Raw genomic sequence first — 21,218 nt, 5'->3', positions numbered from 1 at the left:
AGAGTTACGGGTCTCTGGTGACTGATCAGTTTCCGTGCGGCAGACGTTTTTGACGAGACGTTTACGTTGGCGAGTTTGCGACAGGACGCGAACCGGCCGCGCCGGCCCGCCGGAAGCGGCCCGAGCCCGCTCAGTCCCCGGCCGCCATCCCCGCGCCGGCCAGGGCCGCCCCGGTGGAGGTGGTCCGTCCGCCGCGCCGCTCGATGGCCCGGGCGGCCCAGGACAGCAGCAGGCACATGGCGATGTAGATCGGCGCGATCACCATCATCACCTGCACATACGGGAATCCGTTGGGCGTGTTGGTGGTCGCCGCGATCTGGTTGCCGACGTAGAGCAGCTCCTCGTAGGTGATCACGTAGCCCAGCGAGGTGTCCTTCAGCGTCACCACCAGCTGGCTGATGATGGTCGGCAGCATGGACCGCACCGCCTGCGGCACCAGCACCACCCGCATCACCTGCGACTTGCGCAGGCCCAGCGCGTACGCCGCCTCCGCCTGCCCGCGCGGCACCGCGTTGATGCCGGCCCGGATCACCTCCGCCTGCACCGAGCCGTTGTAGAGCGTCAGCCCGATCACCAGCGCCCACATCGGGCGGTCGGTGAACTGCCAGCGGTAGAGCGCGTAGATCATGATGACCAGCGGCATCGCCCGGAAGAACTCCACGATCACCGCGGAGACCCAGCGCACCGGGGCGTGGTCGGAGAGCCGCCCCACCGCCAGCACCGCGCCCAGCACCAGCGAGGCGGCGCCGGCGATGGCGAACACCTTCAGCGTCGTCAGCAGGCCCTGGACGATGGCCCACTGGACGTCGGTGTACTCGAAGCGGGCCCACATCGAGGCGTCGAACTGGCCGGTCACCCAGAAGCGGTAGCCGATCCAGCCGAGCAGCGCGGCCAGCGCCAGCCCGGTGATCCCGGTGTAGGCCTTCGAGCGCGCCCGCGCCTTCGGACCGGGCGTGTCGAACAGCACCGTTGCACTCATCGTGCCACCGCCAGACGGTTCTCCAGCCCCCGGAAGATCCCGGAGAGCACCAGGGTGATCAGCAGATAGCCGAGGGCGATCCAGAAGAACACCGCGAACAGGGGATTCGCGTTCTCCGTCAGCGTCTTCTGGGTGGAGAAGAGCTCGACGACGTTGAAGCCACCGGCGATCGCCGAGTTCTTCGTCAGCGCGATCAGGACCGAGCCGATCGGCCCGATCACCGTCCGGCCGGCCTGCGGCAGGATGACCGTCCGCAGCGTCTGGGAGAACGTCAGACCCAGCGAACGGGCCGCCTCGGCCTGCCCGATGGGCACCGTGTTGATGCCCGAGCGGACCACCTCGCAGACGAACGCCGAGGTGTAGAAGCCCAGCGTGGCCATCGCCAGCACGAAGTAGGTGAGCTGGTTGAGGCCCAGCTTGGGGACCGCGAACACCGAGGCGAAGAAGAGCAGCGTCAGCGGGGTGTTGCGGAGGATCGTCACCCAGGTGGTGCCGATCCACCGCAGCACCGGCACGGGCGAGACCCGGAACGCCGCCATCAGGGTGCCCAGCACCAGGGCGATCAGGGCGCTCGACCCGGTGAGGGCGAGCGTGCCCAGGAAGCCCTTCCGGAACAACTCGGTGTTGTCCGTGAGGGTGTTGAGGAAGTCCATGCAACTCCTTCAGGGCGCGCCGCGGCGGCGTTCCGGCGTTCTCGGTGCAGCCTGCGTCACTTCTCGGTGATCGCCGGCGGCTGCGGGGCGGTCATGCCGGACTTGCCGAGCGTCGCCTCGAACGCCTTCTTCCAGTCGCCGCTCTGCTCGTGCGCGGTGATGGCGTTGTCGACGGCGGTCTGCAGAGCCGTGTCGCCCTTCTTCAGTCCGACACCGTACGGCTCCTTGGTGAAGGGCTTGCCCACCACCTTCAGCTTGTCGGGGTACTGCGCGGCGTAGCCCAGCAGGATGGCGTCGTCGGTGGTGACGGCGTCGACCTGGCCGCTGAGCAGGGTGTTGACGCACTTCGAGTACTTGTCGAAGGAGCTGGTGGTGGCGCCGTACTTCTTCTGGCTGATGTTTTGCAGCGGGGTCGAGCCCTCCACCGAGCAGACCTTCTTGCCCTTCACGGTGGTCGGGCCGGTGATGTCGCTGTTGGACTTCTGCACCAGCAGGTCCTGGCCGGCGACGAAGTACGGCCCCGCGAAGGAGACCTGCTTCTTGCGCTCGTCGTTGATCGTGTAGGTGCCGACGTAGAGGTCGACCTGGCCGCCGGAGAGGGCGGCCTCGCGCTGCGCGGAGTCGATCGTCTTGTAGTTGATCTGGTTCTCGGCGAAGCCGAGGTCGGCGGCGACCATCCGGGCGATCTCGATGTCGAAGCCGCTGTACTTCTTGGTGCCGACGTCCTGGAAGCCCAGGCCCGGCTGGTCGGCCTTGACGCCGATGGTGATCTTGCCGGTCTTCTTGGCCTTCGCCCACACCGGCGAGCCCTTGAGGTCCGCGGCGGTGTTGACCTTGTAGCTGAACGACTTGGTGTCGCCGCCCTTGGACGCGGACGACGACGAGCCGCCGCCGCTGCCGGCGTTGGTGGAGTCGCCCGACTTGCCGCAGGCGGCACCGGTCAGCGCGACGGCGGCGACGAGCGCGGCGGCGCCGAGGGTGCGGGTTCGGAACGGGGTACGGGTCATGGTGACGAGTCCTTACTTGTCCGCAGTTCGGGGCAGTTCGGAGCAATTCCGGGCAGTGCCGGGCGGCGTCCGGACGGGCTCCGGACGCTGCGGAAGCGCAGGGAATTCGGTACGGGGTCAGTGGTGCAGGATCTTCGACAGGAAGTCCTTGGCGCGGTCGCTGCGCGGCGCGGTGAAGAACGCCTCGGGGGTGTTCTCCTCGACGATCCGGCCGTCCGCCATGAAGACCACGCGGTTCGCGGCGGAGCGGGCGAAGCCCATCTCGTGGGTGACGACGACCATCGTCATGCCCTCCTCGGCGAGCTGCCGCATCACCTCCAGCACCTCGTTGATCATCTCGGGGTCGAGGGCCGAGGTCGGCTCGTCGAAGAGCATCACCTTGGGGTCCATGGCCAGCGCGCGGGCGATCGCCACCCGCTGCTGCTGGCCGCCGGAGAGCTGGGCCGGGTGCTTGCCGGCCTGGTGTCCGACGCCGACCCGCTCCAGCAGGGCGACGGCCTTCTTCTCGGCCTCGGCCCGCGGGGTGCCGCGCACCAGCGTCTGGCCCAGCACCACGTTCTCCAGCACGGTCTTGTGGGAGAAGAGGTTGAACGACTGGAAGACCATGCCCACGTCGGAGCGGTGCCGGGCGAGCGCCCGGCCCTCCTGGGGCAGCGGGCTGCCGTCGATGGTGATGTTCCCGGAGTCGATGGTCTCCAGCCGGTTGATCGTCCGGCACAGCGTCGACTTCCCGGACCCGGACGGGCCGATCACCACCACGACCTCGCCGCGGTGGATCGTCAGGTCGATGTCCTGGAGCACATGGAGCGCCCCGAAGTGCTTGTTGACGCCGTCCAGGACGACCAGCGGTTCGTCGTTCATAAGGCGGCACCCTAGGCGGCGCCGCGAGGGCGGGGCAGCGGATCTGAGGGGAACTTGAGGATAACGATCCGGCGTAGGGGCTCGGCCCGGACGAAGGGGTGCGGCAATAGTGGTACTCCGCCCCAAGAGCGGGTCAAGGAATTCAGCGACGAACCAAGCCGCGGGGGAGGAGAAGCCGATGCGCCTGCTGCTGGTCGAGGACGACGAGCACGTCGCGGGCGCGCTCGCCGCGGTGCTGCGGAAGCACGGTTTCGACGTCCGACCGGCCGGCACCGCGCAGGCCGCCCTGGACGCGCTGCTGCCCGGCGGCGCGGACGGATCGCCGGACGACGCGCCCCCGTTCGACGTCGTCCTCCTCGACCTCGGGCTGCCCGACCGGGACGGCTTCGAGGTGTGCGGCCGGATCCGGGACCGCACCGCGGTACCGGTGATCATGGTCACCGCGCGCTCCGACATCCGCTCCCGCATCCACGGCCTCAACCTGGGCGCCGACGACTACCTGGTGAAGCCGTACGACCTGGGCGAACTGGTGGCCCGCATCCACGCGGTGGCGCGCCGCAGCAGCGCCGACGAACCGGCCCCGGCGGCGGCCGGCCCGGCCGCCGGGACCCCGCGGGCGCCGGACGCGGCCCCGGGCCCGCTGCGCCTCGGCCCGGTGGGGATCAGCACCGCCGCCCGCGCCGTCACCGTGCACGGCGGCCCCGTCGCCCTCACCCGCAAGGAGTTCGACCTGCTCGCCCTGCTGGCCCGTCGCCCCGGCGTGGTCTACCGCCGCGAGCAGATCATCGCCGAGGTGTGGCGCACCAGCTGGGAGGGGACGGCCCGCACCCTGGAGGTGCACGTCGCCAGCCTGCGCGCCAAGCTCGGCGTCCCCGGCCTCGTCGAGACCGTCCGCGGCGTCGGCTACCGCCTCGCCCCGTAAGGGGCGCGGAGAGCTGCGCGCGTGACCACCACCGCCCCGCCGCCCGGCAACCGGCTCGGCACCCCGCGGCGCGATCCCGAGGGGAGGGGACACCGATGCGCACCCGGCTGCTGGCCATCCTGCTGCCGCTGATCGCCTGCGTGCTGCTCGCGCTCGGCGTCCCGCTCGCCGACAGCAAGGCCCGGGCCGAGCAGCAGCACCTGGTCATCGACCGGATCGACGACACCGCCCGGTTCGCCGCCACCGCGCAGAACGCCGGCGCCGCCCTCACCGGCAGCGGCGCCCGCGAGGCGACCGCGAGCGAGCGCGCGCACCGCGTCCGCCTCGGCGCCGAACTCGCCCGCTACCACGAGGTGTACGGCATCCGCGCGGGCGTCTTCGACCGCAGCGGCCGCGCCCTCGCCGCCGCCCCGGCCGGCTACCGCATCCCCGCCGAGGCGCGGCAGGCCTTCGCCGAGGCGCTGGACGGGCGCCGCAGCCACGACCCGCCGCAGGTGTGGCCGTGGTGGGGCGGCGGCCACCGCATCCAGGTGGCCTCCCCGGTGGTGCGGGACGGCGACGTGGTCGCGGTGACGCTCACCGACTCGCCGTCCGACCGGCTGCGCGCCCGCATCCTCGCCGGCTGGCTGCCGCTGGCCGTCGGCGAGTCGGCCGCGCTGCTGGTGGCGCTGCTGCTGGCGCACCGGCTCGCCGGCTGGGTGCTGCGCCCGGTGCGGGTGCTGGACCGGACCGCCCACGACATCGCCACCGGACGGATGGCCTCCCGCGTCGCCCCGGCCGGCGGGCCGCCCGAACTGCGCCGCCTCGCCGGGTCGTTCAACCACATGGCGGACGCCGTGGAGGCGGCCGTCGAGCAGCAGCGCGCGTTCGTCGCCGACGCCTCCCACCAGCTGCGCAACCCGCTGGCCGCGCTGCTGCTGCGGATCGAGTCGCTGGGGCTGGAGCTGCCGCCGGGGACGGAGGAGGAGCTGGACGGGGTCCGCGGCGAGGGCCGCCGCCTCGCCCGCGTCCTCGACGACCTGCTGGGGCTCGCCCAGGCCGAGCACAGCCGCCCGGAGCGGGGGCTGGTCGACGTCGCCGAGCTGCTGCGCGAGCGGGTGGACGCCTGGCGCCCGCTCGCCGACCGCGAGGACGTCCGGCTCGCCCTGACCGGCCCGCGCGCCGCCACCGCCCACACCGACCCGATCGGCCTCGGCAGCGCCCTCGACGCCCTCCTCGACAACGCGGTCAAGTTCGCCGCGCCGCAGGGGGCCGGCGCATCGGTCGACGTCGACCTCGCCCTGCACGGCCCCGAGTTGGCCGTCACCATCACGGACAACGGCCCCGGGCTGGAGCCCGAGGAGCTCGCCCGGATCGGCGACCGCTTCTGGCGCAGCCCCCGCCATCAGAACACCGACGGCTCCGGCCTGGGCCTGTCCATCGCCCGCGCCCTGCTCGCCTCGGCCGGCGCCCGGCTCGACTTCGCCCGCGCGCCCGGGGGCGGCCTCGCCGCGACCGTCACGGTTCCGCGGATCCCTCCGGAGGGCACGGATCCGGCGGCCGCGGCGTCGGCTGGATGAGATCGGCCAGGTTCCGCCGGAAGGCCCGCTCCCACCCGCCGTCCGCCATGTACGACTTGAGCGCCCGGCACACCGCCGAGCGCATCGACGGGTCGCCCTTCGCCATCCCCACCCCGTAGTACTCGGAGTGCACCGGCTGCCCCACCAGCCTCAGCCGCGTCGGATAGCGGTGCGCGTACCCGGCGAGGATCACGTCGTCCGTGGAGACCGCCGCCACCTTGCCCGCCAGCAGGTCCCGCACGCACGGCTCGTAGGTGGTGTAGGTGCGCGTCCGGATCCTCGGGAAGCTCGCCCGGAGGTACGCCAGCGAGCTGGAGTCCGACGCCGTGCAGACCGTCTTGCCGTAGAACGCCGCCGGGCCCTCCACCATCGGCGGCTCGCTCCTCGGCACCAGGAAGTCCTGCAGCGCCACGTAGTAGGGGCCGGCGAAGTCGACGTCCTTCTCCCGCGCGGCCGTCATGCTGTAGGTCGCGACGATCATGTCCAGCCGGCCCGCCTCCAGCATCGGCTCGCGGCTGATCGAACGCACCGGCTCCAGCCGGACCTTGGACTTCGGGAAGCCCAGTCGGTCCGCCAGGTAGTAGGCGAGGTCGATGTCGAACCCCCGGTAGCTGCCGTTCACCCGCATCCCGGTGCCGGGCTGGTCGTCCTTGACGCCGATGACGAGCTCCCCGCGGGCCCGCGCGGCCCGCAGCGTCGACGAGCTCTCCAGGTCGCCGGTCCGATGCGCCAGCTGGCGGACCGTCACCCAGGTGAGCCCGGCGAGCAGCACCAGGCACAGCGTGATCGACACGGCCACCGGGCCGCGCCGCAGCCACCAGGGCCGCCGGCCCTCCTCCGCGGCCCGGACGGCGGCGCGGCGGACGGTGCCCGACGGGTCGCGTACGAACCGCCGCAGCCGATGCGTCCCCGCAGGTCTCGCCGGTCTCGCCGGCCCGTCCCGGCCGGAGCCCCGCGCGCCCGCCGCGCCCGCCGCGCCCTCCGCGCCCTCCTCCGAACGCGGTTCGGGGACGGGGGCCGGCCCCGGCAGCGGCGTCGGCGGCGGGCCGAACCCGCCCAGGCTGCCGCTGCCGCCCGTCCCCAGCAGCGCGTCCGGCGTCTCCCGGGCCACGTGCCGCAGCAGCTCCAGCGCCCGGTCGGAGGTGATCCGCCGCTCCGGGTCCTTGTCGAGCAGCCCCAGGATCACCGGGGTCAGCGGCCCGGCGTGGCGCGGCGGCTCCGGGTCGCGCTCGCGCACCGCCTCCAGCACGTCCCACGGCGTCGCCCCGGTGAACGGCTGCCGCCCCTCGCACATCTCGTAGAGCGTCACCCCCAGCCCCCACAGGTCGCTCGCCTCCGAAGGGGGGTGCCGGTCCACCAGCTCCGGCGCCAGGTAGGCGGGCGTGCCGACGGTCTCGTGCAGCTGGGTGACCTGCTGCGCGCCCTCGAAGGTGGCGATGCCGAAGTCCATCAGCACGGCCCGCCCGTCGCGGCGGAAGAGCACGTTGTGCGGCTTGATGTCGCGGTGCAGCACGCCCGCGCCGTGCACCGCGCGCAGCCCGCGCAGCACCTCCAGGCCCATCCGGGCCGCGTCGGCCACCGGCAGCCGGCCGTGGTCGGCGAGGACGTCCGCCAGGGAGCGGGGGTTGACCTGCTCCATGACTATCCAGACCTGGCCGCCCTCCTGGATGACGTCGTAGACGGCCACCACATGGTCCAGCTGCTCGCCGGGGATGCGGGCGACCGCCTCCGCCTCGCGCAGCGCCCGCAGCGTCCAGCGCTCCCGGGTCTCGGCGTCGACGGCGACGCGCGGATGCAGCTCCTTGACGGCCACCGGCCGGTTCAGCCGCCGGTCGTGGCCCCGCCACACCACGCCCATGCCGCCCTGGCCGATGCGGTCGTGCAGCTCGTAGCGGTCGGCGACGAGGCCCGCGGGTCCGGGCGCCTCCCCGGGGCCGCCCCCACCGCCCCCCGTGCCGCCCCGGTCGTCGCCGCCGTCCACCCGCATCCGGTCCCCGCTGTCTCTGTTGTCCGGTAACTCGCCCTTTGCGCCTGGCGCGCCATGCTCGACGGGCCGTCAGACCCGGGGCGCTTACCCGGTGTTCGAGTTTTCATGGCGCCCCGGGGGCCCCTGGCGTCAAGGCTTGACCGATCTGTAATAGCGGCGCGCGCCCTCGTGCAGCGGCAGCGGGGCGGTGTAGATCGCGGTGCGCAGGTCGACGAGTTGCGCGGCGTGCACCACCCGGCCGATCTGGTCCCGGTTGTCGATCACCGTGCGGGTGATCCGCTCCACCAGCCGCGGATCGGCGTCCGCCCGGGCCGCCATCACATTGGGCACCGCCACCGTCGCCACCGGGCCGGCCAGCGGGCGCACCGCCGGGTAGGAGTCGGCCGGCATCGTCGCCGAGCGGTAGACGGACGGCAGCCGCGGCGCCAGGTCGCCCAGCGGCACCAGCCGCACCGCCGTCCGCCGGGAGAGCGCGGTCACCGCGGTGGTGGGCAGCCCGCCGGACCAGAAGAACGCGTCGATCGCCCCGTCCTCGAGCATCGACGGCGCCTCGTCGATGCCGTACGGCAGGGCGTGGACGTCGCGCCGCGGGTCGAGCCCGGCGACCCGCAGCAGCCGGTCGGCGGCGAGCGCCACCCCCGAGCCGGGCGGCCCGACGGCGACCCGGCGGCCGCGCAGCCCGGCCGCGGAGGCGACGGGCGAGTCGGCGGGGACGACGAGTTGCAGGTAGTCGTCGTAGAGCCGGGCCACCGCCCGCAGCCGGGCGCGGTCGGCGGCCGGCAGCAGCGCCACGGCGTCGATGGTGGCGATGGTGAGGTCGGAGCGGCCCGTCACCACCCGGCGCAGGTTCTCCACCGACCCGCGGCTGCCGTCCAGCCGGACGGAGACCCCGGGCAGCGCGTTCTCGATGTCCGGCTGGAGCATCGCGCCGTACCGCCGGTAGACGCCGTCCGGCAGGCCCGTGGCGATCGACACGGTGCCGTGCGGATAGCCGTCCCCGGACGACCCCCGGCCCCACCAGGCCAGCGCCGCGGCGGCCGCGGCACCCGCCGCGCCCGTCATCGTCGCCCGCCGTCCGAGCCGCACCATGCGTCGCATTCTCGCAAGCCGGCACCGGGACGGAAATCCGTTCCCGAACACCCCCTACCCTGGAGGGCGTGCAGGCGATCGAAGGCGACACCGTGAAGAGCTACCAGGTCCGCACCTACGGGTGCCAGATGAACGTCCACGACTCCGAGCGCCTCTCCGGGCTGCTCGAGGACGCCGGCTATACGCGCGCCGCGGAGGGCGCGGACGCCGACGTGGTCGTCTTCAACACCTGCGCCGTCCGCGAGAACGCCGACAACCGCCTCTACGGCAATCTCGGCCAGCTCGCCCCCCGCAAGGCCGCCAACCCCGGGATGCAGATCGCCGTCGGCGGCTGCCTCGCCCAGAAGGACCGCGACACCATCGTGCGCCGCGCGCCCTGGGTGGACGTCGTCTTCGGCACCCACAACATCGGCAGCCTCCCCGCGCTGCTGGAGCGGGCCCGCGTCCAGCAGGAGGCGCAGGTCGAGATCGCCGAGTCGCTGGAGGCCTTCCCCTCCACGCTGCCCACCCGCCGCGAATCCGCCTACGCGGCCTGGGTGTCGATCTCCGTCGGCTGCAACAACACCTGCACCTTCTGCATCGTCCCGGCGCTGCGCGGCAAGGAGAAGGACCGCCGGCCCGGCGACATCCTCGCCGAGGTGGAGGCGCTGGTCGCCGAGGGCGTGGTGGAGATCACCCTGCTCGGCCAGAACGTCAACGCCTACGGCTCCGACATCGGCGACCGCCAGGCGTTCTCCAAACTGCTGCGCGCCTGCGGGCAGATCGAGGGCCTGGAGCGGGTGCGCTTCACCTCCCCGCACCCCCGCGACTTCACCGACGACGTGATCGCCGCGATGGCCGAGACGCCGAACGTGATGCCGCAGCTGCACATGCCGCTGCAGTCCGGCTCCGACGCGGTGCTGCGCGCCATGCGCCGCAGCTACCGGCAGGACCGCTACCTCGGGATCATCGAGAAGGTGCGGGCCGCGATGCCGGACGCCGCCATCTCCACCGACATCATCGTCGGCTTCCCCGGCGAGACCGAGGCCGACTTCGAGCAGACCCTGCACACCGTGCGGGAGGCCCGCTTCAACCAGGCCTTCACCTTCCAGTACTCCAAGCGGCCCGGCACCCCGGCCGCCGAGATGGACGGCCAGCTGCCCAAGGCCGTCGTCCAGGAGCGCTACGACCGGCTCATCGCCGTCCAGGAGGAGATCTCCTGGGCGGAGAACAAGAAGCAGGTCGGGCGGGAGCTCACGCTGCTGGTCGCCGAGGGCGAGGGCCGCAAGGACGACCGCACCGCGCGCCTGTCCGGCCGCGCCCCCGACATGCGGCTGGTCCACTTCGACCGGCCCGACCAGGAGGTGCGCCCCGGCGACATGGTGACCGTGAAGGTCTCCTACGCCGCCCCGCACCACCTGCTCGCCGAGGGGCCCGTGCTGGGCGTCCGGCGCACCCGCGCCGGCGACGCCTGGGAGGCCCGCAACGCCGCCCCGGCCGCGGCCAAGGGCGTCATGCTGGGGCTGCCCACGGTGGGCGCCCCGCCGGCGCCCGCCGAGCCGGCCGGCTCCGGCCCGGCCTGCGCCTGCTGACGGCGCGTCGGACGGGGCGGAGCCGCAGCCGCCGGCGGCGGGCGCCGGACCGCGGGGGCGGGGTCAGGACTTGGCGTCGTCCCCGTCCTGCGCACCGCCCTGGTCGGTGCCCAGCGCCTCCTTCGCCTTCTGGGCGCCGGTGTCGATCTGGTCCGAGTACTTGCCGCCGGTCTTCTCGTCGGCCATGTCACCGGCCTTGTCGATGCCCTTGTTCACCTGCTCGGGGTTCTTGCCGGCCAGTTTCCGCAGGTTGTCCATGATGCCCATTCAGGCCTCACTGCCCTTCTTCTCCTCGGCGGACGCCGCCGCGGGTGCCGGGCCGTCCGACCCGTCGCCCTCCTCCGCGGCGTCCTGGCTCTGCTGTTCATCGTCGAGCCCGGCCGCGGCGCCCGCATCCGCAGCGGGCTCGGCGGACGGCTCGGCCGTCGCCGCGGCCGCCGCCTCCGGGGCCTCCTCGTCGGTGCCCTCCTCGTCCGGGCCCTCCTCGGCGAGGGCGGCCGCGGCGGCCGCCTCCTGCTCCGGGTCGGCCTCGCTGCGCGGCGAGGGGACCTCCGCGGGGGCCGCCTCCGGCGCGGTCTCCGTGACGGATCCGTCCGCCGCATCGACGGCGCGCTCCTCCGCCGGGGCCTCCGCGGGGGCCGGCACCGTCGTCGCCGTCGACCTGCGCCTGAACCAGGTGAAAACGCCCATTTGCTGTGTACTCCCGATCGTCAGCCGGCTGTATTGCCTGCTCAATGGCCAGTTGCGCCCGCGGGCCGGCGGCTCGGCGGAGCCGCGGCGACACGCCGGCGGCCCGTGTCGCGCGGACACGGACCCTCATCGGCTGAACGACCGTCGGCGGCACACGTCACGTCACCTGTTCGGGCCCTGTTTGCGAGACTGGCCCGGTGAGCACCAGCCCCACCGCCCCCGCCGGGCACCCCTCCGAGGCCCCCGCGAGCCCGGACACCCGCAGGCCACCCGTCGTCGCGGTGGTCGGGCCGACCGCCGTCGGCAAGTCCGACCTGGGCGTCGCCCTCGCCCTGGAGCTGGGCGGCGAAGTCGTCAACGCCGACTCCATGCAGCTCTACCGGGGGATGGACATCGGCACCGCCAAGCTGACGCCGGAGGAGCGCCGCGGGGTGCCGCACCACCTGCTGGACATCTGGGACGTCACCGAGCCGGCCGCCGTCGCCGAGTACCAGCGGCTGGCCCGCGCCGAGATCGACCGGCTGCGGGCCGCCGGCCGGGTGCCGGTGCTCGTCGGCGGCTCCGGGCTCTATGTGCGGGCCGCGCTGGACGCGATGGACTTCCCCGGCACCGATCCGCGGGTGCGCGCCCGGCTGGAGGCGGAGCTGGCGAAGACGGGCACCGGCCCGCTGCACGCCCGGCTCGCCGCCGCCGACCCGGCGGCCGCCGCGGCGATCCTGCCGAGCAACGGCCGCCGCATCGTCCGCGCCCTCGAGGTGATCGAGATCACCGGGCAGCCGTTCACCGCGCGCCTGCCCGAGCACACCTACCACTACGACACCGTCGTCCAGTTGGGGCTGCGGATGCCCCGTGCCGACCTCGACGCCCGCATCGATCTGCGGGTCGACCGGATGTGGGAGGCCGGGCTGGTGGACGAGGTGCGGGAGCTCGCCGAGCGCCACCGGCTGCGGGACGGGCTCACCGCCTCCAGGGCGCTGGGCTACCAGCAGGTGCTGGAGTGGCTCGCCGGCGACGCCCCCGGGCCCGGCGGCGAGGCGGCGGCCCGCGCCGAGACCGCGCGCGCCACAAGGAAGTTCGCCCGCCGGCAGGAGTCGTGGTTCCGCCGCGACCCCCGCGTCCACTGGCTGGACACCCCCGCGTCACCGGGTGCGCTGCTCGCTCGATCCCTTGCGGTGGTGCGCGCCTGACGGCGCCTGCGCTCACCGGCGAAAACCCGTCGCACCCCGCCCCGCATGCGCGGTCACGACCTGATCACGTGATGGCCACAGGGGGCTTGACAGGGCGCTCGGCAGCCTTTTCGCGTGCCATTATCGAGCGAGGAAAAGGGCGGGGTCCGGCCGGGCCGCGCACCTTTTGAAGAACCGCACACGCGGACGCCAGTCGTCGTCAGAGGGAGGTCTCGTGAGCACCGCCGTCGAGACCCGAACCGACCCCGTGGCCGGCAGACCCCGCAAGGGAGCCGCGTGACCATGGAAGCGGGCCCGCACTCGGAGCCGCAGGTGGACGACGAGGAGCCCCTGACGCCCCCGCACGCCTTCCGCGAACTGCGGCCCAGGCGGCGGCTGAGCATCTGGCACCTGGCGCCCATCGTGGCCGTGGCGGTGCTGGGCTCCCTGATGTTCGCCTTCCCGCTCGCCTTCAACGGCGGTTCCTCCGATCTGCTGGTCGCCGTCAGCGGCCTGGTGATCACCGGCGGCGCCGCGGTCTGGGGCGTCGTCGCCTCCTACCGCGCCGGCCACTCCTGGCCCGGCCTGCCGCGGCGCAGCGAGGGCGGCCCCGGCGGCACCGCGACGCGCGCCGCCCGCTTCGGCCGCCGCGCCCTCTTCGGCTACGGCGCCGGCCTCGCCGCGGTGATCGCGCTCGCCGTGCTCCGGCTCGTCTCGCTGACCACCTGAATTGACTACCATCGGCCGTGTGAACGACTCCAGCACCGGCCTTCCGTTCCTCAAGGGCCACGGCGCCGAGAACGACTTCGTGATCGTGCCCGACCCGGACGGCGCCATCGAGCTCGCCCCCGAGCACGTCCGCCTGCTCTGCGACCGCTACGCCGGGATCGGCGGCGACGGCGTGCTGCACGCCGTCCGCTCCGCCAAGAACCCGGAGGCGGCCCATCTCGCGGCCGACGCCGAGTGGTTCATGGACTACCGCAACTCCGACGGCTCGGTCGCCGAGATGTGCGGCAACGGCGTGCGGGTCTTCGTCCGCCACCTGCTGGAGGCCGGCCTCGCCGAGCCGGGCGGGGACGGCACGATCCCGGTGGCCACCCGCGCCGGGCTGCGCCGCGTCCGGCTGGAGGCCGACGGGCGGCTCACCGTCTTCATGGGGCGCGCCGAACTCCCCGACTCCACCGGCATCGAGGTCGCCGTCGGCGACCGCCGCTGGCCGGCCCGCAAGATCGACATGGGCAACCCGCACGCGGTGGCCTTCGTCGACGACCTGGCGCAGGCCGGGCACCTGCTGGACGCCCCCTCGGTGAGCCCGGCGGACGCCTACCCCGAGGGCGTCAACGTGGAGTTCGTCGCCGACCGCGGCCCGCGCCATGTGGCGGTGCGCGTCCACGAGCGCGGCTCCGGCGAGACCCGGGCCTGCGGCACCGGCGCCTGCGCGGTGATGGTCGCCGCGGCGCGCCGGGACGGCCTCGGCCCCGAGGGCCTGCCGGCCACCTACCGGGTGGACATGCCGGGCGGCACCCTGGAGATCACCGAACACCCCGACGGCCAGATCGAGATGACCGGCCCCGCCGTCATCGTCGCCGCCGGCACCACGACGCTGGTCCGGCAGGGCTGAGCTCCCGCCGGCGGCCCGTGTGGCGCCGACGCGCCGTAAACCCCCCGATCGGGTGGCGTTCCCAGCCAATCGCCGATCCTGCGGCGCGGGCGCGTGATCTCCTGGGCACACTGTCGACCGGGAGGTGGCCATGGCGAGCCGAATCGACGCCGGCGGCGGCGCCCGCCGAGGTCCCGTCCGCCTCGGCATGGCCGCAGCCGCGGGCCTCCTGTCCGCAGGCCGCGAGGCGAACGCGGACGCGCTGGGCCCCATCGTCCAGGCGCACCGCGCGCGGCACCCCCGCGCGCCGCTGGCGCCGCTCGCCGACGCCTACCGGCTCGCCGAGGCCTCGCACCGGGGCCAATTCCGCAAGAGCGGCGAGCCGTTCATCACCCACCCGCTCGCCGTCACCCTGATCCTCGCCGAGCTCGGCGCCGAGACGACGACGCTGACGGCCGCGCTGCTGCACGACACCGTCGAGGACACCGAGGTGACGCTCGACCAGGTCGCCGAGCGGTTCGGCCCCGAGGTGGCCTACCTCGTCGACGGCGTCACCAAGCTGGAGAAGGTCGACTACGGCGCCGCCGCCGAGCCCGAGACGTTCCGCAAGATGCTCGTCGCCACCGGCGACGACGTCCGGGTGATGGTGATCAAACTCGCCGACCGGCTGCACAACATGCGCACCATCCGGCACATGAAGCGCAGCAGCCAGGTCCGGATCGCGGGCGTGACGCGCGACGTCCTCATCCCGCTCGCCGACCGCCTCGGCATCCAGGTGGTCAAGACCGAGCTGGAGGACATCGTCTTCGCCACCCTGCACCCGGAGGAGTTCGCCGACACCCACGACCTGATCGCCGCCCGCGGCGCCGCCGCCGACGAGGCCCTCGCCGAACTCGCCGGCGAGCTGCGCCGCGAGCTGCGCGCCGCCCGGATCCCCGCCGAGGTGGCCGCCGAGCGCCGGCACGCCGTCTCGCTGCACCGCCTGCGGCTGCAGCGCGGCCACGCGCCGCTCTCCGACTGGGACTTCGGCCGGCTGCTGGTGCTGGTGGACGACACCGCCGGCTGCTACCACGCGCTCGGCGCGCTGCACAACGCCTGGCGCCCGGTCAGCGGCGCCTTCCGGGACTTCGTCGCCGCCCCCAAGTTCAACCTCTACCGGGCCCTGCACACCACGCTCGCCGCCGACGAGGGCGTCGTCGAGACGCTGATCCGCTCCCGGGAGATGCACCGGGTCGCCGACCACGGGGTGGTGGAGCTCGGCAACGCGCCGCGCGCCGAGTGGCTGGACCGCCTCCTCGACTGGCAGGCCGCCACCCCCGACCCGGACACCTTCTGGTCCTCGCTCACCGCCGAGATGTCCGGCGACGGCGACATCACCGTCTACACCGCCGACGGCCGCAGCGTGGCGCTGCTGCCCGGCGCCTCCTGCGTGGACGCCGCCTACGCGCTGGGCGAGGAGACCGGCCACCGCTGCCTGGGCATGCTGCGCGACGGGGTGCTCGTCGGCCTCTCCGCCGAGCTGCGCGACGGCGACGTCATCGAGGTGCTCACCGAGCCCGGCGAGCCCACCGGGCCGGTGCCCGAGTGGCTCTCCTGCGCCCGCACCCCGCTGGCCCGGATCGCCATCGAGCGCTGGCTCGCGACGCATCCCGCCGACGATCCGGCCGACCCCTTCCCCGGGCTCGACACCTCGGTGGTGGCGCGCGGCGAGGGCGGCCCGCCGCCCGCCGCGCCCTCCGGGGCCACCGCCACCGGCGCCTCCCGCGGCTCCGCCGCCCCGGCGCGGCCGGTCGCCCGCCCGGCCCGCCGCCGGCCGCCCGTCGCGGTGCCCGAACACCCCGGCGCCCGGCCGCGGTTGGCGCGCTGCTGCACCCCCGTCCCGCCGGACGCCCTCACCGGCTTCCCGATCCGCGGCAACGCGGTGGCGGTGCACCGCTCCGGCTGCCCCGAGGAGGACCGGATGCGCAGGGCGGGCCGCGCCCCGGTGGCCGCCGAGTGGGAGGCCTCGGCCGAGGGCGGCGCGCACGGCTTCCTGCTCACCGTGAACATCGAGGCGCTCAGCCGCCCCCGGCTGCTCGCCGACCTCGCCGAGGTGATCTGCCGGCCCGGCGTCGGCCTGGTCGCCGCGGACGCCGCGCCGCCCGAGCAGCTGCGCACCCGGCACACCTACACGCTGCAACTGCACCGGGTCGACGAACTGCCCGCACTGCTGCGTTCGCTGCGCCAGGTGGCGGGCGTCTACGAGGTCCGCAGGGCGGCCGGAGCGGCCGCCGGGGCACGACGGAAAGGCGAGTGACGCGGGCGCCACGGCGTGCGATCATCGATAGTGCGGGGGAGCCCCCGCACCCTGTCCGATCAAGGCTTTTCACTCCCTGCGAAGGATTTATGACCTCTTCCGAGAACCGTTCCGACACGCAGAGCGCCGCCGAGCGAGAGGCAGTTCGCCGCCGCGCCGAGGCCCTCATGGAGAGGGAGCAGGCGGAGCGGCTCTACGAGGCCGACACCGATCGCGACGGCGAGCAGTTCGACCGCACCGAGCGCGCCGCGCTCCGCCGCGTGGCCGGGCTCTCGACCGAGCTGGCGGACGTCACCGAGGTCGAGTACCGGCAGCTGCGCCTGGAGCGCGTCGTCCTCGTCGGGGTGTGGACCGAGGGCACCCTCGAGGACGCCGAGAACTCGATGGCCGAGCTCGCCGCGCTCGCCGAGACCGCCGGCTCCGAGGTGCTCGACGGCGTCTACCAGCGCCGCGACCAGCCCGACCCGGCCACCTACATCGGCTCCGGCAAGGCCCTGGAGCTCCGCGAGATCGTCCAGTCCACCGGTGCCGACACGGTGGTCTGCGACGGCGAGCTGAGCCCGGCCCAGCTGATCCACCTCGAGGACGTCGTCAAGGTCAAGGTGGTCGACCGCACCGCCCTGATCCTCGACATCTTCGCCCAGCACGCCAAGTCCCGCGAGGGCAAGGCGCAGGTGTCGCTGGCTCAGATGCAGTACATGCTGCCGAGGCTGCGCGGCTGGGGCCAGTCGCTCTCCCGGCAGATGGGCGGCGGCGGCGCGGGCGCGTCCGGCGGCGGCATGGCCACCCGCGGCCCCGGCGAGACGAAGATCGAGCTGGACCGGCGGCGGATCCGCGAGAAGATGGCGAAGCTGCGCCGGGAGATCGCGGACATGAAGAAGGGCCGCGACACCAAGCGCCAGGAGCGGCGCCGCGGCCAGGTGCCGTCGGTGGCGATCGCCGGCTACACCAACGCCGGCAAGTCCTCGCTGCTCAACCGGCTCACCGGGGCCGGGGTGCTGGTCGAGAACGCGCTCTTCGCCACCCTGGACCCGACGGTCCGGCGGGCGCAGACGCCGACCGGCCGCGCCTACACCCTGGCGGACACCGTCGGCTTCGTCCGGCACCTGCCGCACCACCTGGTCGAGGCGTTCCGCTCCACCATGGAGGAGGTCGGCGACTCCGACCTGATCCTGCACGTGGTCGACGGCGCGCACCCCGACCCGGAGTCGCAGCTCGCCTCGGTGCGCCAGGTCATCGGCGAGGTCGGGGCCGGCAAGGTGCCCGAGATCGTGGTGGTCAACAAGGCGGACGCGGCCGATCCGCTGGTCGTGCAGCGGCTGCTGCGCCAGGAGAAGCACGCCATCGCGGTCTCCGCGCGCACCGGCGAGGGCATCGACAAGCTGCTCGCCATCATCGACGCGGAGCTGCCGCGGCCCGAGGTGGAGGTGCACGCCCTGGTGCCCTACGACCGCGGTTCGCTGGTGGCGCGGGTGCACGCGGAGGGCGAGCTGCTCGCCGCCGAGGAGCACACCGCGCACGGCACGCTGCTGCACGCGCTGGTCTCGCCGGCGCTGGCGGCGGAGCTGGAGCCGTTCCACGCGGTGGGCGCGGCGGGCGCGACCGACGCCTGACGCCGCCCGCACTGCTGACCGAGGGTGCCCTCGACCGGTCTCGGACCGGTCGGGGGCACCTTTGTCTGTGCGTACGGGGGTCGACCGCCGCAAACCACACGAAGTGGTGAATCCACCCCAATCCGCTTGCCGACGGGCCGTCAATTTTGCTTAGGCTTACCTTAGTTGGTTGAGCCGAATCGTCGGCGGGCCGCGCCGGACACCCGGCGGGCACCGCCCCGCACTGGAGGTGTCCACCCGGTGGTGCCCACTCCGACGACCGCCCCCGAGGCCCCGCCCGCCGCAGCCGCGGGGGACGGCTCCGCGGGAGCGATCCTGCGCCGCCAGGCGGCCCGCGAATCGGCCGCGCGCACCTACCCCCGGGCGCTGCCGGTCGTCCCCGTCCGCGCCCGCGGCATGACGGTGGAGGCCGCCGACGGCCGCCGCTACCTCGACTGCCTCTCCGGCGCCGGCACCCTCGCCCTGGGCCACAACCATCCCGCCGTCATCGCGGCGATCCGCGCCGTCCTCGACTCCGGCGCCCCGCTGCACGCCCTCGACCTCGCCACCCCCGCCAAGGACGCCTTCACCGACGCCCTCTTCGAGGTGCTGCCCCCCGCGCTCGCCGCCGACTGCAAGGTGCAGTTCTGCGGCCCGGCCGGCACCGACGCCGTCGAGGCCGCCCTCAAGCTGGCCCGCACCGCCACCGGCCGGCGCGGCGTCCTCGCCTTCACCGGCGCCTACCACGGCCACACCGCCGGGGCGCTCGGCGCCAGCGGCGACGTCGCCGTCCGCGAGCCCGTCGAGGACGCCGCCGCGGCCGCCGTCCGGCTGCCCTTCCCCTACGACTACCGCTGCCCCTTCGGGATCGGCGGCGAGCGCGGCGCCGAACTGGGCGCCCGGCTCGCCGAGTCGCTCCTCGACGACCCCAAGGGCGGCGTGCTGCCGCCCGCCGCGATGCTCCTGGAGCCCGTCCAGGGCGAGGGCGGCGCCGTCCCCGCGCCCGACGGCTGGCTCCGCCGGATGCGGGAGATCACCGCCGCCCGCGGCATCCCGCTGGTCGTCGACGAGGTGCAGACCGGTGTCGGCCGCACCGGCGCCTACTGGGCCGTGGAGCACGCCGGCATCACGCCCGACGTGATGGTGCTCTCCAAGGCGATCGGCGGCAGCCTGCCGCTCGCCGTCGTCGTCTACCGCGCCGGGCTGGACGTCTGGCGGCCCGGCGCGCACGCCGGCACCTTCCGCGGCAACCAGCTCGCCATGGCCGCCGGCGCCGCCACCCTGCGCATCGTCCGCGAGGAGCGGCTGCCGAGCCGGGCCGCCGAGCTGGGCGAGCGGATGCTGGGCCGGCTGCGCGAGCTCGAGCGGCGCTTCCCCTGCGTCGGGGACGTCCGCGGGCGCGGGCTGATGCTCGGCATCGAGTTCGTCGACCCGGAGGGCGAGGCCGGCCCGTCCGGCGCACTCCCCGCCGCCCCGGAGACCGCCGCCGCGGTGCAACGCGCCTGCCTGGAGCGCGGGTTGATCCTCGAGACGGGCGGCCGGCACGGCGCCGTCGCCCGGCTGCTCCCGCCGCTCACCATGACCGACACCCAGTGCGAGGCCGTCCTCGACCGCCTCGCCGACGCCGTCCAAGCGGTCGCCCGCGGCGTCCGTGCTGTGCCCGTCCCGGGCGGGGGCCGGGGCGAAGGGGCGGCTCCGTGAGGAGCCGGACGACGTCCACACCCGCGAATCCGCACCACTAGGAGAACCTCCGTCGTGTCCACCGACGACCTGGCCGCGCCAGCGGCCCTCGCACCGCACCTCGGCACCGTCCTCGACGCCCTCGCGGCCGGCGCGGCGACGCGCAACGGCCCCCTCCCCGCCGGCGGCCCCGCCGCCGTCGCCGAAGCCCTCGGCCGCGTCCTCGCCGACACCGGCGGCGCCGACCCGCTGCGCACCCTCACCACCGCCCTCGCCGCCCACAGCGTCGACCCCCTGCACCCCGACTGCGCCGCCCATCTGCACTGCCCCCCGCTCGCCGTGGCCGTCGCCGCCGACCTCGCCGCCTCCGCCGTCAACGCCTCCCTCGACTCCTGGGACCAGGCACCCGCCGCCATCGAGATCGAGAACGACGTGCTGCGCAGCCTCGCCGGGCTGGTCGGCTACGGCCCGCGCGCGGCCGGCGTGCTCACCACCGGCGGCACCGAGTCCAACCTGATGGGCCTGCTGCTCGCCCGCGACTCCGCGCCCGACCACCACCGCGCCACCCGCACCGCGGTGTTCGCCTCCACCGCCGCGCACTTCTCGGTGGCCCGCAACGCCTCCCTCCTCGGCCTGCCGCCCGCCGCCGTGCATCTCGTCCCCACCGACGACCGCCACCGGATGGACCCGGCCGCGCTGCACGCCGCGCTCCGCGCGCACCGCGCCCGCACCCCCGCCGGCGAGGGCGCCGGCCCCTCCGTGGTGGTCGCCACCGCCGGCACCACCGACCTCGGCGCCGTCGACCCGCTGCGGGCCCTCGCCGAGACCGCCCACGCGCACGGCGCATCCCTCCACGTGGACGCCGCCTACGGCGGCGGCGCGCTCTTCTCCGAGCGGCTCCGCCCCCTCCTCGACGGCCTTCCGCTCGCCGACACCATCGCCCTCGACCTGCACAAGCTCGGCTGGCAGCCGGTCCCCGCCGGGGTCTTCCTCGCCCGCGACGCGGCCCGCTTCGACCCGCTGGAGGCGCGCGTCGCCTACCTCAACGCCCAGGACGACGAGGACGAGGGCTACCTCAGCCCGCTCGGCCGCTCGCTGCGCACCACTCGGCGCGCCGACGCGTTCAAGCTCGCCGTCACGCTGCGCGCCCTGGGCCGCGACGGCCTCGGCCGGCTCGTCGACCGCTGCCACGACCTCGCCCGGCACGCCGCCGCCCGGATCGCCGCCACCCCCGGCCTGGAACTCACCGCCGAACCCGTCCTCACCACCGTCGTCTTCCGCTGCACCGACCCCCGTCTGGACGCGTCCGCCACCGATGAGGCCAACGCCCGCGCCCGCCGTGCGCTGCTCGCCGCCGGCCGGGCCGTCGTCGGCCGCACCGAGCTGGGCCCCGGGCCCGGGGCCATTCGGCTCAAGCTCACCCTGCTCAACCCGCACACCACCGAGGAGCGGCTGGACGCGCTCGTCGACGCCGTCGCCGCCGCGGGCCGGGAGGCCGCCGCCGAGGTGGTGCCCGCCACCGCCGGCACCGCCTGACGCCCGGTCGACCCGCCCGCCCGTCTCCCC

The 21,218-nt window shown here is 74.6% G+C and carries 18 protein-coding genes; 10 read left to right on the top strand and 8 right to left on the bottom strand.

The window, feature by feature from the left end; translation table 11 throughout:
* Window positions 1-130 precede the first annotated feature (130 nt).
* The 4 genes from BIV57_RS16515 to BIV57_RS16500 form a co-directional block, all read right to left on the bottom strand.
* Window positions 131-979 carry an amino acid ABC transporter permease gene (locus BIV57_RS16515; RefSeq protein ID WP_071657589.1) on the bottom strand — a complete coding sequence of 283 codons (849 nt, stop codon included), beginning with the start codon at window positions 977-979 and terminating at the stop codon, window positions 131-133.
* A complete protein-coding gene (locus tag BIV57_RS16510; protein ID WP_071657588.1) occupies window positions 976-1,632 on the bottom strand; it encodes an amino acid ABC transporter permease in 657 nt (218 codons plus the stop codon). The genes BIV57_RS16515 and BIV57_RS16510 overlap by 4 nt, the downstream gene beginning before the upstream one ends.
* Window positions 1,633-1,688: 56 nt before the next feature.
* Window positions 1,689-2,639, bottom strand: coding sequence for a glutamate ABC transporter substrate-binding protein (locus tag BIV57_RS16505; protein WP_071657587.1), 951 nt, complete (start codon window positions 2,637-2,639; stop codon window positions 1,689-1,691).
* 117 nt (window positions 2,640-2,756) lie between these two features.
* Window positions 2,757-3,500, bottom strand: a complete 744-nt coding sequence (locus BIV57_RS16500) for an amino acid ABC transporter ATP-binding protein (RefSeq protein WP_071657586.1) — start codon at window positions 3,498-3,500, stop codon at window positions 2,757-2,759.
* A 178-nt stretch (window positions 3,501-3,678) separates the two neighbouring features.
* On the opposite strand from BIV57_RS16500, the gene BIV57_RS16495 reads away from it, so the two are divergent.
* Window positions 3,679-4,422 carry a response regulator transcription factor gene (locus tag BIV57_RS16495; RefSeq protein WP_071657585.1) on the top strand — a complete coding sequence of 248 codons (744 nt, stop codon included), beginning with the start codon at window positions 3,679-3,681 and terminating at the stop codon, window positions 4,420-4,422.
* 95 nt (window positions 4,423-4,517) lie between these two features.
* Window positions 4,518-5,981: a sensor histidine kinase gene (locus BIV57_RS16490; protein ID WP_071657584.1), complete on the top strand. Its 1,464-nt coding sequence runs from the start codon at window positions 4,518-4,520 to the stop codon at window positions 5,979-5,981.
* On the opposite strand, the gene BIV57_RS16485 is transcribed toward BIV57_RS16490, so the two are convergent.
* Window positions 5,920-7,968, bottom strand: coding sequence for a bifunctional serine/threonine-protein kinase/glutamate ABC transporter substrate-binding protein (locus tag BIV57_RS16485; RefSeq protein WP_071657583.1), 2,049 nt, complete (start codon window positions 7,966-7,968; stop codon window positions 5,920-5,922). The genes BIV57_RS16490 and BIV57_RS16485 overlap by 62 nt on opposite strands.
* A gap of 129 nt (window positions 7,969-8,097) precedes the next feature.
* Window positions 8,098-9,066 (bottom strand): TAXI family TRAP transporter solute-binding subunit, encoded by a 969-nt coding sequence (locus BIV57_RS16480; protein ID WP_071657582.1) that lies wholly within the window; start codon window positions 9,064-9,066, stop codon window positions 8,098-8,100.
* A gap of 59 nt (window positions 9,067-9,125) precedes the next feature.
* Here BIV57_RS16480 and miaB point away from each other — a divergent pair, with 59 nt between their 5' ends.
* On the top strand, window positions 9,126-10,628 hold the full coding sequence (miaB, locus tag BIV57_RS16475) for a tRNA (N6-isopentenyl adenosine(37)-C2)-methylthiotransferase MiaB (protein WP_265736997.1): 1,503 nt from the start codon (window positions 9,126-9,128) through the stop codon (window positions 10,626-10,628).
* A gap of 63 nt (window positions 10,629-10,691) precedes the next feature.
* Here the strand turns inward: miaB and BIV57_RS16470 are convergent, their stop codons facing one another.
* Entirely contained in the window at window positions 10,692-10,895 is a 204-nt protein-coding gene (locus tag BIV57_RS16470) for an antitoxin (protein ID WP_071657580.1), read from the bottom strand.
* On the bottom strand, window positions 10,896-11,318 hold the full coding sequence (locus tag BIV57_RS24640) for a hypothetical protein (protein WP_071657579.1): 423 nt from the start codon (window positions 11,316-11,318) through the stop codon (window positions 10,896-10,898). It lies immediately after the preceding gene.
* 281 nt (window positions 11,319-11,599) lie between these two features.
* Between BIV57_RS24640 and miaA the strand changes: the two genes are divergently transcribed.
* From miaA to BIV57_RS16430, 7 genes are all read left to right on the top strand, one after another.
* A complete protein-coding gene (gene miaA, locus BIV57_RS16460; protein ID WP_071657594.1) occupies window positions 11,600-12,505 on the top strand; it encodes a tRNA (adenosine(37)-N6)-dimethylallyltransferase MiaA in 906 nt (301 codons plus the stop codon).
* Between the two features lie 282 nt (window positions 12,506-12,787).
* Window positions 12,788-13,213: a hypothetical protein gene (locus BIV57_RS16455; protein ID WP_071657578.1), complete on the top strand. Its 426-nt coding sequence runs from the start codon at window positions 12,788-12,790 to the stop codon at window positions 13,211-13,213.
* Window positions 13,214-13,232: 19 nt separating this feature from the next.
* Window positions 13,233-14,105 (top strand): diaminopimelate epimerase, encoded by an 873-nt coding sequence (gene dapF, locus BIV57_RS16450; RefSeq protein ID WP_071657577.1) that lies wholly within the window; start codon window positions 13,233-13,235, stop codon window positions 14,103-14,105.
* A 130-nt stretch (window positions 14,106-14,235) separates the two neighbouring features.
* A complete protein-coding gene (locus tag BIV57_RS16445; RefSeq protein WP_245797726.1) occupies window positions 14,236-16,380 on the top strand; it encodes a RelA/SpoT family protein in 2,145 nt (714 codons plus the stop codon).
* Between the two features lie 89 nt (window positions 16,381-16,469).
* Window positions 16,470-17,993: a GTPase HflX gene (gene hflX, locus BIV57_RS16440; RefSeq protein ID WP_071657576.1), complete on the top strand. Its 1,524-nt coding sequence runs from the start codon at window positions 16,470-16,472 to the stop codon at window positions 17,991-17,993.
* Between the two features lie 243 nt (window positions 17,994-18,236).
* Window positions 18,237-19,673, top strand: a complete 1,437-nt coding sequence (locus BIV57_RS16435; RefSeq protein WP_175548778.1) for a diaminobutyrate--2-oxoglutarate transaminase family protein — start codon at window positions 18,237-18,239, stop codon at window positions 19,671-19,673.
* 54 nt (window positions 19,674-19,727) lie between these two features.
* Complete coding sequence (locus BIV57_RS16430; RefSeq protein ID WP_071657575.1) at window positions 19,728-21,188, top strand: pyridoxal phosphate-dependent decarboxylase family protein; 1,461 nt, start codon at window positions 19,728-19,730, stop codon at window positions 21,186-21,188.
* Window positions 21,189-21,218: the final 30 nt, after the last annotated feature.

Origin of the sequence: Mangrovactinospora gilvigrisea (assembly GCF_001879105.1) — a bacterium.
GTDB classification, from domain to species: domain Bacteria; phylum Actinomycetota; class Actinomycetes; order Streptomycetales; family Streptomycetaceae; genus Mangrovactinospora; species Mangrovactinospora gilvigrisea.
Note: the sequence above shows the minus strand (reverse complement) of the source record. Positions and strands in the feature narration are given on the sequence as shown.

What these genes read in the sequence shown, in the direction of transcription:
- BIV57_RS16470 (WP_071657580.1), bottom strand. Translation starts at nt 10,895, where the DNA reads ATGGGCATCATGGACAACCTGCGGAAACTGGCCGGCAAGAACCCCGAG.
- BIV57_RS16505 (WP_071657587.1), bottom strand. Translation starts at nt 2,639, where the DNA reads ATGACCCGTACCCCGTTCCGAACCCGCACCCTCGGCGCCGCCGCGCTC.
- BIV57_RS16480 (WP_071657582.1), bottom strand. Translation starts at nt 9,066, where the DNA reads ATGCGACGCATGGTGCGGCTCGGACGGCGGGCGACGATGACGGGCGCG.
- BIV57_RS16515 (WP_071657589.1), bottom strand. Translation starts at nt 979, where the DNA reads ATGAGTGCAACGGTGCTGTTCGACACGCCCGGTCCGAAGGCGCGGGCG.
- BIV57_RS16495 (WP_071657585.1), top strand. Translation starts at nt 3,679, where the DNA reads ATGCGCCTGCTGCTGGTCGAGGACGACGAGCACGTCGCGGGCGCGCTC.
- BIV57_RS16500 (WP_071657586.1), bottom strand. Translation starts at nt 3,500, where the DNA reads ATGAACGACGAACCGCTGGTCGTCCTGGACGGCGTCAACAAGCACTTC.
- BIV57_RS24640 (WP_071657579.1), bottom strand. Translation starts at nt 11,318, where the DNA reads ATGGGCGTTTTCACCTGGTTCAGGCGCAGGTCGACGGCGACGACGGTG.
- BIV57_RS16455 (WP_071657578.1), top strand. Translation starts at nt 12,788, where the DNA reads ATGGAAGCGGGCCCGCACTCGGAGCCGCAGGTGGACGACGAGGAGCCC.
- BIV57_RS16485 (WP_071657583.1), bottom strand. Translation starts at nt 7,968, where the DNA reads ATGCGGGTGGACGGCGGCGACGACCGGGGCGGCACGGGGGGCGGTGGG.
- BIV57_RS16445 (WP_245797726.1), top strand. Translation starts at nt 14,236, where the DNA reads ATGGCGAGCCGAATCGACGCCGGCGGCGGCGCCCGCCGAGGTCCCGTC.
- hflX (WP_071657576.1), top strand. Translation starts at nt 16,470, where the DNA reads ATGACCTCTTCCGAGAACCGTTCCGACACGCAGAGCGCCGCCGAGCGA.
- BIV57_RS16490 (WP_071657584.1), top strand. Translation starts at nt 4,518, where the DNA reads ATGCGCACCCGGCTGCTGGCCATCCTGCTGCCGCTGATCGCCTGCGTG.
- BIV57_RS16510 (WP_071657588.1), bottom strand. Translation starts at nt 1,632, where the DNA reads ATGGACTTCCTCAACACCCTCACGGACAACACCGAGTTGTTCCGGAAG.